The organism is Streptomyces hydrogenans (genome assembly GCF_014656075.1).
GTDB classification, from domain to species: Bacteria; Actinomycetota; Actinomycetes; order Streptomycetales; family Streptomycetaceae; genus Streptomyces; species Streptomyces hydrogenans.
The window spans coordinates 1-15,237 of sequence record NZ_BNBS01000161.1; the positions used below are offsets into that span (position 1 = coordinate 1).

Sequence of the window (15,237 nt, forward strand, 5' to 3'; positions counted from 1 at the left end):
GGGTTGTCTTCCCGGCTTTCGGGCCGTTCCGACGAGTGAGACTTTAGCGGATTCCTGCCCTCCGATGCGAATCGGAGGGCGTCCGGACTTCGGACGCGAATTCCTCATTCCGTGAGAGCGCACGAAAAGCAGGACGGCGCGACGAATCGCAGCCGTCAGGCTGTGTGGTTCTTGCGGAATCGCTGTCCGGGGCCGGCCGGGGCCGGTGCTCACGTCGGACAACTCGGAGGACACTACGGACCTGGAAATCGCATGTCAACTTCGCTCCGCGGGGCTCAGCATGTCGACGGTCTCGTCCGCAGCGGCGGTGACGACGGGGTCGTGGGTGGCGACGACGGTGACGGCGCCGTACCGGTGGGTGGTGCGGGCGATGAGGGCGGTGAGGTCCTCGGCCCGGGTGCGGTCGACCGCGGCGGTGGGTTCGTCGACGAGCAGCAGTTCCGGCTCCAGGAGCAGGGCCCTGGCGAGGGCGATGCGCTGGCGTTCGCCGCCGGAGAGCTGGTGGGGGCGGTGGGTGAGGCGGTGGTCGAGTCCCACCTCCGTGAGGAGCTCGCGGATCCTGGCGCGCTGGGAGCGCGGCCTGCGGCCGGCCAGGGAGGCGGCGGCGAGGAGCTGCTCCTCGGCGGTGAGTCCGGTGAGGAGGTTGCCGCTCTGGAACATGTAGCCGATGCGTGCGCGGCGGGTCCGGGCGCGTTCGCCGTCGGTGAGGGCGGCCAGGTCCGTGCCGTTCAGGAGGACGCGGCCCCGGTCGGGGCGGAGCAGGGCGCCGGCGACGGCGAGGAGCGTGGACTTCCCGGAGCCGGAGGGGCCGACGAGGGCGGTGAGGACGCCGGGGCGGAAGGTCACGTCGAGCCCGCTCAGGGCCGTCGTACGGGAGTCGCCCTGGCCCAGGGTGACGGTGACGTCTTCGAGGTGGAGGCTCATCGCGCGGCTCCCAGCATGGTCATCGGGTCGACGGTGGTGACGCGGCGCAGGGTGAGGGCGGAGCCGGCGAGGCCGACGAGTGCCACCGAGGCCATGGTGGTGGTGAGGGTGGTCGCCGGGAGGCTGAAGGGCACCTGTTCGCCGACGAGCAGGCCGACGGCGGAGGCGAGCGCCGCACCGACGGCGGTGCCGGCGGCCACGACGACGGCCGCCTGGGCGAGGGTGTGGCCGAGCAGGCGGCGCCGGGAGGCGCCGAGGGCGCGGAGCAGGGCGAGCTCGGGGGTGCGCTGGACCGTCCACACCGCGAAGAAGGCGCCGACGACCAGCGGGGCGATGAGGAAGAGGAAGGTCTGGATGGACGTCATCGTCAGGCGTTCGCCGTCGTAGCCGGGTGCCGCTTCGAACGCCTTCTCCAGTGGGACGGTCGCGGTGCCGTGTCGCCGGTCGGCCTCGGCGAGCGCGGGCGCGTCGGCGTCGGTGCCGTCGGGGAGCCTGAGGGCCATGGCGCTGTACTGCGCGGGCAGGTCGGCGGGGAGGGTCGTGGTGCCGGGGGCCGTGAAGCGGATCCCGCGCCAGGTGTCGGTCGTGACGTAGGCGACGGGGACGTGGCCGTAGGAGGAGCGGCCGGTGGTGCCGACCACGTCCAGGGTGATGCCGAGGCGGTCGATGGTCAGGGTGTCGCCGATCCGGACCCCTTCGGTCACGAGCTGGCGCGAGACGACGATGCCGCTGGGGCGGGCCTCGTCCAGGGGCGTGCCGGCGTCGGCGCCGGGGTCGGTGAAGGCGCCGGGTTCGACGCCGAAGGCGGCGAGGTCGACTTCCGTCCCCCGGTTGGTGGTGCCCCGGGTGAGGGAGATGCCGAGGGGGGTGGCTTCGGTCCGCTCCTCCCGGCTCCAGCCGGAGGCGGTGCGGTCGTCGATCAGGCCGCGGGCGAACTGGTCGGAGTCGGAACCGGCGGCGAAGGCGATGTGCGTCGCGGGCAGGCGGCGCAGGGCGGAGACGGTGTCGTCACCGAGGCCGGTGGTGAATCCGGCGACGATGCCGACGAGCGCGGCGACGAGCACGACGACGCTGCCCATCAGCAGGAAGCGGCCTCGGGCCGCTTTCAGCTCCAGCAGGGCGAGGAACATGGCGTTCTCTCCAAAGATAGGGACGGTGCGTCCCTAAGATAGAAGATGGCGACGCAGCGTCCCTAAGTGGGGTCCTGTCGGAAGGAGCAGCAAGCCGGGAGGCGGGGAGAGGAGGGGAAAGACAAGGGGGAGAGAGAAGGAGGAGGGGGTGGGGGCGGTCCCCCCTAGACTGGGCCCGTGCCCAAGATCCACGCCGCCTCGGTCGCCGACCACCGGTCGCAGCAGCGTGCCGCCCTGCTGGACGCCGCGCGCGAGGTGCTCGCGGAGGGCGACGCCTCGAAGGTGACCTTCGCGGAGGTGGCGCGCCGGACCGGCCTGGCCCGTAACAGCGTCTACAAGTACTTCCCCGACCGCGGCCACCTGCTGACCGAGGTGGTGCGCGAGGCGGCCCCGCGCTGGACCGAGCGGATCCGGGCCGCCCTCGCCGCCGCCGGCGACTCGCCCGAGGAGCGCGTCGCCGCCCATGTCACCGCGCAGCTGGAGATGGTCCGCGACGGCGAGCACCGGGTGGCCCGCGCCACCGCCGACGCGCAGGACGCCGCCGCGCTGCGCGCCGGAGCCGACGAGGCGCACCGCGCGCTCCTCGACCCGCTGGTCGACGCCCTGCGGGAGCTCGGCGACGACGACCCCCTGATGACGGCCCGGCTCCTCCAGGGTTTCGTGAACGCGGCCACCACCGCGCTGGAGGCGGGTGCGGCGTACGACGCGGTCACCGACCGCACGGTACGGCTCGCGGTCGCGGCCCTCCGGGGCCTGTCCTCGCGGTAGACGGGTCCTTCCGCCGGGCCGCCGGGGTTCACGGCGCTTCGGGGGCCGTTCCCCTGGTGCAGGTGATCACGCGGGGCGCGCCATCGTCGTGGGCGGGGAAGGTGAGGACCACCTTGTCCTTGTCCCCGGTGACCCGCATCTTCGCGTACCCCTCCTGTCCCCCGCCGTCGATGAGGCCCCCGGTCAGGGTGTAGTCGCCCTGGAGGGCCTTCGCCGCGTCGTCGGGGAGGGAGTGGACGAGGTACGGCGTGGTCCGCTCCGGGCTGCCGACGGTGAGACCGCCGCCGTCGACGGACCAGGTCCCCTCCTCGGACCACGCGTCGCCCGGGTCCCTGCCGGTGACCAGCCAGGCCCCGTCCTAGGAGACGTCGACCCCCTCGGGCCGGAGCGGGCCAGAGGAGCGGTCGCGTCCGGCCGAAAGCCTGCCGTCGAGTGGCGTGAAGCCGCCCGAGGTGCGGCGTCAGGCGGGGGTCTCCCAGGTCTTGAGGACGGCGGCGACCTGGCGGGCGTCGGCGTCGCCGGTGAGGACGCGGTCGACGAGGGTGATGGCGTCCTGGCTGGTGACGTCCACGGGGTGGCCGGAGGCGTGGAGGTAGGCGGCGGCCACGGCCACGGCGAACAGCTCGTTCGAGTGCTCCAGGGCGGGGACGCGGACCAGTTGGTGGAGGAGGGCCCCGGCGCGGTGGTGCGGCAGGTCGTAGACGGGCGTGTCCATGATCCGGAAGGCATGGCGGGCGCGCGCCGCCTCCAGGGAGCCCCAGTCGGTGATCTCCGGGTCGCTGGGGATCACCTTCTGCGCGATCCCGAGGAGCCAGGCCAGGTCGACGTGAACGGTCACGTGCCGGTGTTGTGGGCGGCGGGGCGGCCGTAGCGGGCCGCGAAGGCGTCCCCGTGCTGGTGGACGAAGGAGCGGGCGCCCTCGATGAAGCGGGTCCGGGTGAGATCGGCGTGCAGGACGTCGCCGGCGTAGTCCTCGGCGGCGAGGTGCCGCGCGGCGGCGGCCTTCTGCAGTGCCTCGTACGCCTCTTCGCTGATCTCGATGCGGATCTCCCGTGCCATGGCACCACGGTAGCGGTCCTGGACCCGTCGAGGCAGCCCTGTCGAAGGATCCCCGTCCGCTTCCGGGTACCCGGCGGCCCCGCACCGCGAGGGCGCGCGGACCGGCTCAGGACTCCCCGGCGGCGGCCTCGTCCGTCGGCCGGGCGGCGCGGCGCCTGCGGTGGACCGTCAGACCGCACAGCCCGAGGGCGAGCGCGGCGACCACGGCGGCGCCGAGCGCAGGGCGGTCGGTGAACAGCCGGCCGAGCACTTCGAGCGCGCCGAGGCCGACGGTCGCGTAGAGCAGCGCCCAGGCGGCTCCCCCGACGAAGAGGGCGGGGAGGTAGCGCGGCAGGGGCATCCGCATGCTGCCGGCGAGGAAGTTGGCGGCGGTCTGGAAGCCGACGGTCAGGAAGGAGACGGCCACCACGGGCGCGCCCCATCGCTGGATCGCCCGCTCGACGCGCTGGAACCTGGCCGAGGAGATCCGGTCGGCGAAGCGGCTGCGGCGGGCGCCGGCCGCGGCGAGCCGGCCGACGGCGAACGTGCCTCCGGCACGGAGCAGCACGATGACGTAGAGGGTGCCCGCGGTGAGCGCGATCTTATCCACGGCGCCCCGCCCGGAACCGCCGGCCGGGCGTCGCGCCCCGGTTCGTCCGTCCCGCCTCCGCGGGCCCACGACGGGCCCGAGCCCGGTCTCCGTCTCTCACCTGCGGCCCGCCTCTGCCCGATCCGTCCTGCGTCTCCGCCGTGGCGGCACCACGCTCCGAGCCTGACACAAGCCCGGCCTCACCCGGCACAGCCAGGTTAACCGAACGCCCTTACGCCAGGTACAGGGCGTCTGCCACTCCGGAAGCCCACCCGGCCGCCGGACCCGCCCCTCGCCCGGGGCGGCGGCACGGGACGCACGCGCCGGGGGCGGGGCCGCTCGTACGACCCCAGGTTTCTGGGGTACGGCGGGCCGGGTTCCGCTGGGAACCTCCTCCGCGGGGGCCGGGGCGGAGTCCGCCGCATGGGGGCGGGCGCGGGGCCCGGGTGGGTTGGCGGGGGGCTCGATGGACGGCACGGCGGGAGCGACGGCGGAGGTCACCGTGGTCGTCGTGGACGGTGATCCGGTCTTCCGGATGGGGATGACCGCGCTGCTCGGCGCGGTGGACGGGCTGGCGGTGGTGGCCGAGGCGGCGACCGCCGACGAGGCCGTCGCCGCCGTCGAGCGGCTCCGGCCCCGGGTGGTGGTGACGGACCTGTGCCCCGACCGGGAGGGAGGGTCGGGGATCGACGCCGTACAGAGGCTGCTGCGGCCGCGGCCCCAGCCCGCCGTGCTGGTCGTGACCGTCGCCGCCGACGACGACTCCGTGCTCGCCTCGCTGCGGTCGGGGGCGCGCGGCTACCTCCTCAAGGGCGCGGGTCCCGCCGAGGTGGCCCGCGCGGTGTGGGCCGTCGCCAACGGCGAGACCCTGCTCGGGCCCGCCGGCGGCCGGGCCGGCGCCGCCCGCCTGGCCGGGCCGCACCCGGGCCGGCCCGGCCCGGTCCTGCGCGGACTCACGCCCCGGGAGCACGAGGTCCTGGACCTGGTGGCCCGGGGCCTCGGCAACGAGGCGATCGCCCGGCGGCTGACGGTGAGCCCGAAGACCGTGCGGAACCACGTCTCCGCCGTCCTCACCAAGCTGCACACCGCCAGCCGTGCCGAGGCGATCGTCCGGGCCCGGGAGGCGGGGCTCGGCGGGGGACGCTGATGCCCGCGCCCCTCGTCCCGCCCCCGCGTCCCGCGCCCGTGGGTCGGCCGTGCGTCAGGCGATGCGCCAGTGCTGGTTGATCTGTCCCGTGCCCAGGCAGTCCCACAGCTGCACCCGGCCGGGGTTCTGGTCGATCGTCTGGAAGTGGCCGTCGAGGCAGCGGTTGTTCGTCTCGACGGTCACCGTGTAGGTGTTCGGCAGGTTGGTGACGGGGCGCATCCGCCAGTGCTGGTTGGTCTGGGCCGTGCCCTCGCACGTCCACACCTGCGTGCGGGTGCCGTTGGCGCCGATGGACCCCCAGTCGGCGTCCAGGCACAGCCCGTTCGCCGCGCTCCGCAGTTCGTAGTAGCCGCCCGCCGCGGTGTAGACCCAGACGATGTCCCACCACTGGCGCGGGTCGGCCGCGTCGCAGTTCGCCAACTGCACGTCGAAGCCGGCCACATCGCCCTTCGCCCGGAGGCAGCGGTCGTTGTAGCGGTTCTTGACGGTGACGGACCCGCCGGCGGCGAGGGCCGCGCCCGCGGTGGCCCGCTCCTGGGCGCCGGCCTCCGGGGCGGCGGGGGCGACCGGAGCGGGTCGCGCCTGTGTCGGGGCGGGTCCCGCCTGGGACGGGGTGGCGGCGGCCAGCAGGGCGGCCGGGACCGCGACGGCCGCCAGGGCGGACAGCAGGGTTCTCCTCATCGTTCGTACCTCTCCTCACGGTTGCGGACGGTCGCCGTTCGACGACGGCGGCCATCGTGGGCCGCCCGGCGTCCCGGGCGCACGGGGCCGGTGTCCCGGCCGGCCGGGCAGTCCGCCGGAGCCCGCGCGAACGAGGGGCCGTCAGACGCCTTCCGTTTCGGCGTCCTTGAGCATGTTCGGCGCGACGTGCCGGGCGAAGAGGGTGGCCACCAGGTCGCGCCGGCCGCGTACTCCGGTCTTGTCGAAGACCGAGGTCAGGTGCTCCTGGACGGTGTACGGGGACAGCCGTGTCAGCCGGCTGATCTCGGCCGTGGAACGGCCGTGCAGCACCAGCCCGGTGATCTCCGCCTCCCGGGGGGTGAGCCCGTGCGCGGCCATGACGAGCGCGATGTGCTCCCCCGGACCGGCCGGTTCGACGGCGACCGCGACCCGTGCGGGACCCGGGCCGTCCATCCGCCAGGCGTGCAGTCTGACCCGGCCCCGGCTCCGGGTGTGCGCCCACGACGCCAGGGACCCGGAGGAGCCGGGGCCCGGGGCGGCCGCGCGGACCGCCGCCGCGGCGCCGTAGAGCGCGGGCGGCAGCCCGCCCTCCGTCCGGCCCGCCGGGGCGCCCCTCCCGGCGGCGCCGCTCCCGGGCGGGCGAGGCTCGCCGGGGGCGAGCAGTTCCCCCAGCCAGAGACCGGCCGTGGGGCTGAGCTGCACCGGCGCGTAGGCGCCGTCCAGGAGGACGAGCGCGGGCGCCGGGCAGTCCCCGGCGGGCACCGCCCCGTCCCCGCCGACCTCGGCGCGCCGCGCCAGGTGGAGCCGGCGCAGGCTCTCCCCCAGCGGCCGGGCGATCGCCCGGGCCACGGCGTCCGCCTCCGGGCCGTACGGCGGGGTGTCGCCGCCGGTGCCGAGGATCAGGGCGCCCCAGACCCCGTACCGGTCGCGCAGCAGGATCCGCACCTCGTCCGTGAGCCCCAGGGGCCGGATGATGTCGCGGTAGCGGGGGCTGCGGTCCCGCACCCCGCCGACGGCCTCGCCGAGCACGCCCACGGGGCCGGGGCCCCGCGCCAGTTGCGGCAGGCCGTTGACATCGCCCTCGCGGTACTCGATGTCCAGCATGCGCGGCAGGTAGCGCAGCGGGACGGCCCGCCGGTAGTGGCCCCCGGTGTTCATCAGGGTGACCGGGTCGACGGTGATCCCGGCCCACACCTCGGACCGGAACACCGGGCGCGCGGCCCGCATCACCCCGGCGAAGAACTCGTCCACGCCCCGCGCCGCCGCGGCCGCCGCCACCACGGAGTCCCGGATCCGGCCGACACGTCCCGCTCCCTCGTAGCGCGTCATGACCGCAGGGTAGGGTCGACGGCCGCCGGACGCCGAGCCGTTGCGCCGCGTGCCGCCGGACGTCCCGGCCCGCCGCCTCCGTCGCCGGGCGGGGCGCCGTCTCCGAGCAGGGCCGCCCTGCCCAGACAGGGGCCGCCGCCCCCGGGCAGGGGCCGCCCTCCCCGGGCAGGGCCGCTCCGCGGCGGTCGGTCGCCGGCGCGTCCGTGCGGGCGGCCTCCCCCACACAGCTCCGCAGGGCATGCGGCCGGGTCGGGGGCGTGGTGCCATCGCCAGTGGGGAGCCATCGTCCTCCCCTCCCCCGCCACCCAGGAGGCGCCACGATGGCAGCCGAAGAGCAGGGCGTGTGCCCGTACTGCAAGGAGCGGATCGACCCCGAGGCCACCCGGTGCCCCTCGTGCGGTTCGCGGACCGCGCCGACCGCGCCCGGCCACGACGGGACGTGCCCGTACTGCAAGGAGGCCGTCCACCCCCAGGCAGTGGTGTGCAAGCACTGCCGTTCGGACCTCCGGCGCGACGCCGGCGCCCGGGGGCACGGTGGCTGCGGCTGCGGCTGCGGCTGCGGCTGCGGGCCGGGCGGCGGCCACGGCCGGGGCCTGCCCCGGTCCGCCGAGGCGACGCCGGCCGATCTCGCCGGCTTCCTGGACTTCCTGAAGCGCTCCACCGAGACGGACGCCGCACCCGCGGCCGGGCCCGAGGCCGGTCCGGCCGCGCGCGCCTCCCGGTGCACCTCGTGGTGCTGGGGCTCCACCCTCATGTGCGCCTGCCCCGTGAACATCCCGGGCATCGGCCCCTCGCTCCTCATCTACGCCTGCGGCACCTGCATCGACGACCCGGTCCTCACCGCCGTGACGGCGTCCGGAACGCACAGCTCCCCCCGGGAACACGGCGGCTGCTGCTGAGCCGCCGCCCCGACCACACGAACAGGAGTCCGCCTTGCGCGACGACGAATCATTCCTGACCCCCACGGAGGCCCTGGTGCACGGCGGGCGCGCCGTCGTCTCCGCCGACGACGGCACCGTCGTCGGCCTGATCCTCGACACCCTGGGGAAGGGCCGGACCGCCACCTTCTACGTGACCCCCGAGCAGGCCCAGTCCGTCATGCGCCTGTTCTGGACGCCTCGGCGGATCAAGGAGATCGGCTACGAGCGGGTGTCCCAGGAGGAGCGGACGAGGATCGAGACCGAACTCGACGTGAAGGACATGGGACCGTGGTTCTCCAACCGCGTGACGTGCCCGTGCGGCGGCGTCTACGGCGCCTTCGAGTTCGTCGAGCAGGGGCTGCGGCAGCACGGCCCGGAGTGGATCGGGGCCGTCCTGAGCCTGCGCGACGCCGCCGTCCTGCGGATCAACCCCACCCAGGACGCGTTCTGCCCCGACTGCGGCCTGATCCTGCCCGCCGGCCACTGGTACGGCATGTACGCGCTCGACGGGACGCTGATCTACGGGTGCTGCAGCGGGGAGATCCCGATCCTCACCTGAGAGGTGCCCCGTTCGGCCGGCGTCGTTCGTCGTCCTGCGTGACGCGAGCCCGGTGACGCCCTGCCGGAGGCGGCGGGCGTCGAGCGAGGCCACCGAGGTGGCGGCCCGGAGGCGCGCCCCGAAGCAGCCGCGGTACGGCTGGAGGGCCGCCACGGGCCCCGGATGCGACTCGGCGGACTCGGCCGGGTCGGCGAGGTCCCCGAGCGAGGCGTCGGAGAGCCGGTCGAGGTCGCCGAGCCGTTCCAGGAGCGCGTCGAAGAGCGGCGTCGCCCCGTCCTCGTCGTCCGGGCCGGTCGGGGTGACGGCGAGGCCGATCGCCGGTTCCGGGCCGGCCACGATCCCCACCCTCGGCCGCCGTTCCGGCTTGGCGCGGTCGGTCTTCGGCACGAGTTCGAGGGCCCGGCGCCGCTCCCCCGCGCCATGGCGCGCAGGGTGTCCCGGACGATCCGCGGGCCCGGCGGGCGGAGGCCGGGTCCCGTGGCCCAAGACCGGTGTCAGGTGAGGCGCTTCTCGATCCAGTCCGCGGCGGTGCGGCGGAAGAGGCGGCGGCTGTCGGCGCGGCGGAAGTCGTGGCCCTCGCCGTGGAGGAGGAGGAGCTCCGCCTCGTGGCCGCGTTCCCGGGCGGCGCGCACGATCTGCTCGGACTCGCGGGGCGGGACGTTGGTGTCGTGGGCTCCGTGGACGGCGAGGAGGGGCACGCTCAGGGCGTCGACGCGGCTCATCGGGGAGAGGGCGCGCAGCAGCGCCCGGTCGCGTTCGGGATGGCCGTACTTGTGGGCCGCCGACTCGGCCAGCCAGGGTTCCGTCGTGGCGAAGAAGGTCGTGAGGTCGGACATGCCGCAGACGGTGACGCCGGTGCGGAAGAGCCCGGGGTGCCAGACGAGCGAGGCGAGCGTCAGGTAGCCGCCGTACGAGTGGCCCATGACGGCCAGGCGCCTGATGTCGGCCGGTCCGGCCTCGACGGCGTGGGCGACGCAGTCTGCGACGTCGTCGATGGCGGCGAAGCGCCCCTCGCCGAGGTCCGCGTCGCGGAAGGTGCGGCCCCAGCCGGAGGAACCGCGGACGTCGGGGGCGAAGACGTCCAGGCCGCGGGCGGTCAGCTCGTGGTACAGCGGGTCGAAGACCGGGCGTTCCTGGTCCTCGGGGCCGCCGTGCAGGTGGACCACGCAGGGGGCGGGCTCACCGGGGGCGCGGCCGGGGGCGCGGTGGTACCAACCGCCCAGACGCAGCCCGTCGCGGGCCTTCGGCCGCATCGGGACCGGCCGCACCGGCGCGGGGCCGGGCGGGACCGTGTCGGCGTCCCGCGCGGTCCACGGGGTGCGGAGCGCGGTCGTCGCGTCGGCCAGGTGCCAGATCCCGGGGCGACGCTGCGATCCGGCCAGGGAGGCCACCAGGCCGTACGGGCCGGCGGCGGCGACGCGGGTGACCACCTCGTGGTCGAGCTCCACCGTCCGGGGCGGGACCGGCACCGCCTCCGGCTCGGGCAGGGCGAGGGTCTCCAGCTCGCTGGTCCCGCCGGCGTTCCAGACGAGGGCGGCGCGGCGCCCGTTCTCGACGAGCGCGAACAACTCCAGGTCGTGGGCGGCCCTCCGGGCGATCTCGCGGAGGCCGGTCCGTCGCCCGTCCTCGTCCAGGTCGACGGCGAGCAGGGCCGCGAACTCGGCGCCGTCGTCGCTGCGCAGCCACATCGTGCGGGCGTCGGCCGAGAAGCGGCCGATCCACGGGTCGCCGTCGGCGACCGGGAGCGTGCAGGCGGCGGCCCGGTCGGCGACGCGGACCACGACCGCCTCGCGCCCGCCGCGCCGCCCGCGCCGCAGCAGCGCGAGCCGGCCGTCACGGCTGACGTCGCAGACGCGCAGCGTGGCGGCCGCGGACTCGTCGGCGAGCAGGACCGCCGGGCGGATCCCGTCGGGGTCGACGAGGTAGGCCGTGAGGCGGTCGCGCGCGAGGGCCCGGCCATCGCCCGGGACCGGCCGGCCGTCCGCGCCGAGGAGGGTGGCGGGCCCGTCGCGGTCCGCGTCGCCCGGCGGCTCCTCCGGGCGACCGACGGGGTCCCCCGCCTCGTCGACGGGCTCGGCGACGGTGACGGCCAGCGCGGAACCGTCGCCGAGCCAGCACCCCAGGTAGGCGGAGGTGCCGGGCTCCGCCCCGGCGAGGACCCTGCGGTCCGAGCCGTCGGGACGGACGCACAGCACGCGGGTGTGTCCGCTGCCCCCGGGGGCGACGGTGTAGGCGATCCACCGGCCGTCCGGCGACCAGGCGACCTCCGTGACGGGGTCGGGCGTGGTGTCGAGCGGCCGCGCCCGGTCGTCGTCGGCCCGTCCGACCCACAGCTGCGGCGAGCCGCTCCGGTCGCAGACGAACGCGACGCTTTCGCCGTCCGGGTCGGCGGAGGGGTACCAGCAGGCGTGCGCCGTCTGGAGCGGCGGGGTGTCGCGGTGCCCGGCCCCCGCGGGCAGGGGCCGCGCCGCGGGCGCGCCCGGCCGGCGTTCTCCGGTCAGTCGATTCCGTGCGTCTGCAGCCATATCTCCAGCAACGCTACCTGCCACAGGGCGTTCTGCCCGCGGTGGGCGCGGTGGTCGTCGGGAGCCTCCAGGAGGGAGGCGACGTACTCCTCGCGGAACAGCCCGCGGGAGCGGGCGGCGGGCGCGGCCAGGGCGTCGCGGACGCGCGCCATGACGGGCGGGGCGAGGTGGTGGATGGCGGGCACGGGGAAGTACCCCTTGGGCCGGTCGACCACGTCGCGCGGGAGGACGGTCCGCCCGACGTCCTTGAGGATGCCCTTGCCTCCCTGGGAGAGTTTCAGCTCGGGCGGGCAGGCCGCCGCCAGTTCGACCAGTTCGTGGTCGAGGAAGGGCACCCGGGCCTCCAGGCCCCAGTCCATGGTCATGTTGTCGACCCGCTTCACGGGGTCGTCGACGAGCATCACGTGGGTCTCGGTGCGCAGTCCCGCGTCGATCGCCGTCTCGGCGCCCGGTGCGGCCATGTGGGCCTCGACGTACTCGCGGGAGACGTCGCGCAGCGGCAGCATGTCCGGCTGGAGGATCTTCTCCAGGTCCGCGTGGGGCCGGTCGAAGTACACCTCGGCGTACCGGTCGGGCTCCGCCGCTCGCGGGACTCCCGCGAGCTCCTGGTGCCAGCGGTAGCCGGCGAAGACCTCGTCGGCGCCCTGGCCGCTCTGGACGACGCAGACTTCCTTCGCGACCAGCTCCGACAGGAGGTGGAAGGCGACGACGTCGTGGCTCGTCATGGGTTCGCTCATGGCGGCGACCGCCGCGTCCAGCGCGGTGGAGACCCGGTCGGACGGCACCATCAGCTGGTGGTGGTCGGTCCCGAAGCGGCGGGCGACGAGGTCGGAGTAGAAGAACTCGTCACCCTCCTCGCCGGCCTCCGTCTCGAAGCCGACGCTGAAGGTCGCGAGGTCCGCCTGTCCTTCCTCGGCCAGCAGGGCCACGATCAGGCTGGAGTCCAGGCCGCCGGAGAGGAGCACCCCGACGGGCACGTCGGCCACCATCCGGCGGCGCACCGCGGTGCGGAGGGCGTCGAGCACGGCGTCCCGCCACTCCGGGGCGCCCATGCCCGCGAACTCGGCGCGGCGCGTGTAGGCGGGCTGCCAGTAGGTGCGGTCGGTGTGGGTGCCGTCCGGTTCCACGACGCGGACGGTGGCCGGGGGGAGCTTGCGCACTCCGGCGAGGATCGTGCGCGGCGCGGGGACCGTGGACTGCCAGCTCATGTAGTGGTGGGCCGCGACCGGGTCGAGGGAGGTGTCGACGCCGCCGCCCGCGAGCAGGGCCGGCAGCGTGGAGGCGAACCGGAGCCTGCCGGGGGTCTCGGCGAGGTAGAGGGGTTTGATGCCGAGCCGGTCGCGGACCAGGACGAGGCGGCCGGTACGGTGCTCCGCCAGGGCGACGGCGAACATGCCGACGAGGCGCGTGACGAAGTCGGTCCCCCACTGGCGGTACGCCTTGAGCACGACCTCGGTGTCCGAGGTGGTGGTGAAGGTGTGCCCCAGTCCCCGGAGCTCTTCCCTGAGGTCCTGGTAGTTGTAGATGCAGCCGTTGAACACACAGGTCAGACCGGCTTCGGTGTCGGTCATGGGCTGGCTGCCCCGGTCGCTCAGGTCGATGATCTTGAGCCGCCGGTGGCCCAGCGCGACGGCGCCCTGGGACCACAGGCCGTGTCCGTCGGGCCCCCTGGCCGCCAGCCGGTCGGCCATGCGTTCCACGGCCGCCAGGTCGGGACGGCCTCCGTCGAACCGCAACTCACCGGTCAGACCACACACGGAACGCCACCTCCCCCGGGACGACGGACCGCGCCGGACGGCTTCCGGGGGAGGCGGATCCGGTGGCGTGCAGGGGCGGACGGTCGTGTTTTCGCATGTGTCCCTCCTCGGTCGGACGGTCGGTGGTCGCCGTGCGCCTCCAGGGCGGGGCGCAGTCGGCGGAGCGTCCCCCGCACCGCGTCGGGGGCGGGCACGGGTCGGCGCGTCAGCGGGTCGACGGGGTCGCCCTCCGGTCCGGAGCGGGCCGCGCGCCAGGTCGCCGCGCTCAGCCAGGCGTGGTTCCCGCCGCAGCCGGCCTTCCCGGTCTCCGTGCGGTCGAGGGCGTCGGCCACCAGCGCGCGGTGGAACTCGGCGGTCATCGCCACCGTCTCCGCGTGCGGAGAGGCGTCACAGACGCGCATCTCGACCGTGGGCAGGTGGTCCGGGGGGCGGAGGTCGTCACAGATCATGCCGGGGTCGCCGATGACGCCCGAGCCGACGAGCTCGTCCACCACCCGGTCGTACTCCTGCGCGCCCGCGAAGCAGCCGGGCGGGCCGGCGGTGGGCCGGCGCTGCCGGACCACGGTGCGCCGGCTCGCGTGGCCGGTGTCCGCGCCGGGCCAGTACGGCGAGCTCGCGGACAGCGCCGGGAGGACCGGCAGGCACGGGGCGACGACGCACACCGCGCGGACCGCCGTGTCCCGGTCGGGCACGTCGGCGTGCACGTGGACGCCGCAGATCAGCTGCTCGTCCCCGAGCCGGCCGTATTCCTCGGTCAGGTGTGCGTGGCGCGGATCGCCGTCGGTGCTCGGGACGGTGCCGAGCCGGGCCGGCGGCGCGGTGCCGGCCGCGACGGCGGCCTGGCCCTCCGAGGCGGCCGCGCGGTCCCTTCGCGCGCGGGTGGTGGTCAGGTCGCCGAAGAGTCCGTCGAGGCTCGCGTGCGCCCCGCTGTCGGATTCGACCACGGACCGGGGCAGCTCCCCGGTGAAGGTCTCGCCATGGCGCTCCGCGCCGCGCGGCAGCGCGTCGGCGCGCGGGACCGGCTGTCCGCTCTCGATGTCGAACACGTGGAACTCTTCCTCGACCCCGTGCGGACGGTCACCGTGACTCCCTGTGATCGGACGGTCTTGTCTGGTCTCGGGCCTCGCCTCCGCGGCGAGGGCTCCTCGTGACCACCGACTGCCCCGCCTGGCGCTCCTCATGCCTCCGGCCTCGCCCGACGACCGTCCCGGGCCGCGTCCCGGCGGCCGGTGCGGGCGCGCCGGGACGCGGCCGGCGGCGGTCGCTCCCGGCTCCTCGACCACCCTCCGTGTCCGGCGCCGGGGCCGGCGGCCGGGTAGCCCGGCCGTCCGCCGGTCGCCCGCGCGCAGGGGCGGGACGACCGGTCTCCGGCGGTTTCCTCATGGGCGGCTCCGGTCCTCACCGGGACGGGAACCGCCGGGGGGCGGCTCGTCCGGGCGGGCGTCCGGGCCGGGAGCGCCGTTCCGGTGCGGTTCCGGGGGTTCCGTCCGGGGCGGCTCGGGCGGCGGCGCGAGCCCGAAGTGGGCCCATGCGGCGGGCGTCGCGATCCGCCCGCGGGGCGTCCGGGCCAGCAGCCCCTCCCGTACCAGGAACGGCTCGGCGACCTCCGCCACCGTCTCCCGCTCCTCCCCCACGGCGACCGCGAGGGTGGACAGGCCCACCGGTCCGCCGTCGAACAGCTTCAGCAGGGCGTGCAGCACGGCCCGGTCCAGGCGGTCGAGGCCGCGGCCGTCGACCTCGTAGACCCTCAGGGCCGCGGCCGCGATCCGGCGGGTGACCACGCCGTCCGCGGTGACCTGGGCGTAGTCGCGGACCCGGCGCAGCAGCCGGTTGGCGATGCGGGGGGTGCCGCGGGAGCGGCCGGCGATCT

General features: G+C 75.7%; 15 protein-coding genes. 4 read left to right on the forward strand and 11 right to left on the reverse strand.

Annotated features, from left to right (window positions below; all coding sequences use genetic code 11):
* Positions 1-255 precede the first annotated feature (255 nt).
* Together IE321_RS37260 and IE321_RS37265 are read right to left on the reverse strand one after the other, a co-directional pair.
* Complete coding sequence (locus IE321_RS37260; RefSeq protein ID WP_190226166.1) at positions 256-924, reverse strand: ABC transporter ATP-binding protein; 669 nt, start codon at positions 922-924, stop codon at positions 256-258.
* The gene (locus tag IE321_RS37265; RefSeq protein WP_190226167.1) at positions 921-2,054 is read right to left on the reverse strand and encodes an FtsX-like permease family protein; all 1,134 of its coding nucleotides are present in this window, start codon (positions 2,052-2,054) and stop codon (positions 921-923) included. The genes IE321_RS37260 and IE321_RS37265 overlap by 4 nt, the downstream gene beginning before the upstream one ends.
* 177 nt (positions 2,055-2,231) lie before the next feature.
* Between IE321_RS37265 and IE321_RS37270 the strand changes: the two genes are divergently transcribed.
* Entirely contained in the window at positions 2,232-2,822 is a 591-nt protein-coding gene (locus IE321_RS37270; RefSeq protein ID WP_190226168.1) for a TetR/AcrR family transcriptional regulator, read from the forward strand.
* Positions 2,823-3,282: 460 nt separating this feature from the next.
* Here IE321_RS37270 and IE321_RS37275 read toward each other — a convergent pair whose 3' ends face one another.
* From IE321_RS37275 to IE321_RS37285, 3 genes are all read right to left on the reverse strand, one after another.
* Positions 3,283-3,660, reverse strand: a complete 378-nt coding sequence (locus tag IE321_RS37275; protein WP_043223509.1) for a hypothetical protein — start codon at positions 3,658-3,660, stop codon at positions 3,283-3,285.
* Complete coding sequence (locus IE321_RS37280) at positions 3,657-3,881, reverse strand: hypothetical protein (RefSeq protein WP_043223508.1); 225 nt, start codon at positions 3,879-3,881, stop codon at positions 3,657-3,659. Before IE321_RS37280 ends, IE321_RS37275 begins: the two co-directional genes overlap by 4 nt.
* A gap of 106 nt (positions 3,882-3,987) precedes the next feature.
* Positions 3,988-4,470: a DedA family protein gene (locus tag IE321_RS37285; RefSeq protein WP_043223507.1), complete on the reverse strand. Its 483-nt coding sequence runs from the start codon at positions 4,468-4,470 to the stop codon at positions 3,988-3,990.
* 445 nt (positions 4,471-4,915) lie between these two features.
* Here IE321_RS37285 and IE321_RS37290 point away from each other — a divergent pair, with 445 nt between their 5' ends.
* Positions 4,916-5,596, forward strand: coding sequence for a LuxR C-terminal-related transcriptional regulator (locus tag IE321_RS37290; protein ID WP_190226169.1), 681 nt, complete (start codon positions 4,916-4,918; stop codon positions 5,594-5,596).
* A 54-nt stretch (positions 5,597-5,650) separates the two neighbouring features.
* Here the strand turns inward: IE321_RS37290 and IE321_RS37295 are convergent, their stop codons facing one another.
* Positions 5,651-6,277, reverse strand: a complete 627-nt coding sequence (locus IE321_RS37295; protein ID WP_190226170.1) for an RICIN domain-containing protein — start codon at positions 6,275-6,277, stop codon at positions 5,651-5,653.
* A gap of 141 nt (positions 6,278-6,418) precedes the next feature.
* On the reverse strand, positions 6,419-7,606 hold the full coding sequence (locus IE321_RS37300; RefSeq protein ID WP_190226171.1) for a helix-turn-helix transcriptional regulator: 1,188 nt from the start codon (positions 7,604-7,606) through the stop codon (positions 6,419-6,421).
* Positions 7,607-7,926: 320 nt separating this feature from the next.
* Between IE321_RS37300 and IE321_RS37305 the strand changes: the two genes are divergently transcribed.
* Together IE321_RS37305 and IE321_RS37310 are read left to right on the forward strand one after the other, a co-directional pair.
* Complete coding sequence (locus tag IE321_RS37305; RefSeq protein ID WP_190226172.1) at positions 7,927-8,505, forward strand: double zinc ribbon domain-containing protein; 579 nt, start codon at positions 7,927-7,929, stop codon at positions 8,503-8,505.
* Positions 8,506-8,539: 34 nt separating this feature from the next.
* The gene (locus tag IE321_RS37310; RefSeq protein ID WP_199813080.1) at positions 8,540-9,085 is read left to right on the forward strand and encodes a hypothetical protein; all 546 of its coding nucleotides are present in this window, start codon (positions 8,540-8,542) and stop codon (positions 9,083-9,085) included.
* Between the two features lie 494 nt (positions 9,086-9,579).
* On the opposite strand, the gene IE321_RS37315 is transcribed toward IE321_RS37310, so the two are convergent.
* From IE321_RS37315 to IE321_RS37330, 4 genes are all read right to left on the reverse strand, one after another.
* Entirely contained in the window at positions 9,580-11,610 is a 2,031-nt protein-coding gene (locus IE321_RS37315; protein ID WP_190226173.1) for a S9 family peptidase, read from the reverse strand.
* Entirely contained in the window at positions 11,583-13,367 is a 1,785-nt protein-coding gene (locus IE321_RS37320) for an N-acetylglutaminylglutamine amidotransferase (RefSeq protein WP_190226174.1), read from the reverse strand. The genes IE321_RS37315 and IE321_RS37320 overlap by 28 nt, the downstream gene beginning before the upstream one ends.
* On the reverse strand, positions 13,355-14,413 hold the full coding sequence (locus tag IE321_RS37325) for a carboxylate-amine ligase (RefSeq protein ID WP_229916739.1): 1,059 nt from the start codon (positions 14,411-14,413) through the stop codon (positions 13,355-13,357). The genes IE321_RS37320 and IE321_RS37325 overlap by 13 nt, the downstream gene beginning before the upstream one ends.
* A 333-nt stretch (positions 14,414-14,746) precedes the next feature.
* Positions 14,747-15,237: Holliday junction DNA helicase RuvB C-terminal domain-containing protein (locus IE321_RS37330; RefSeq protein ID WP_308439744.1), on the reverse strand; the 491-nt coding region annotated here is incomplete at its 5' end.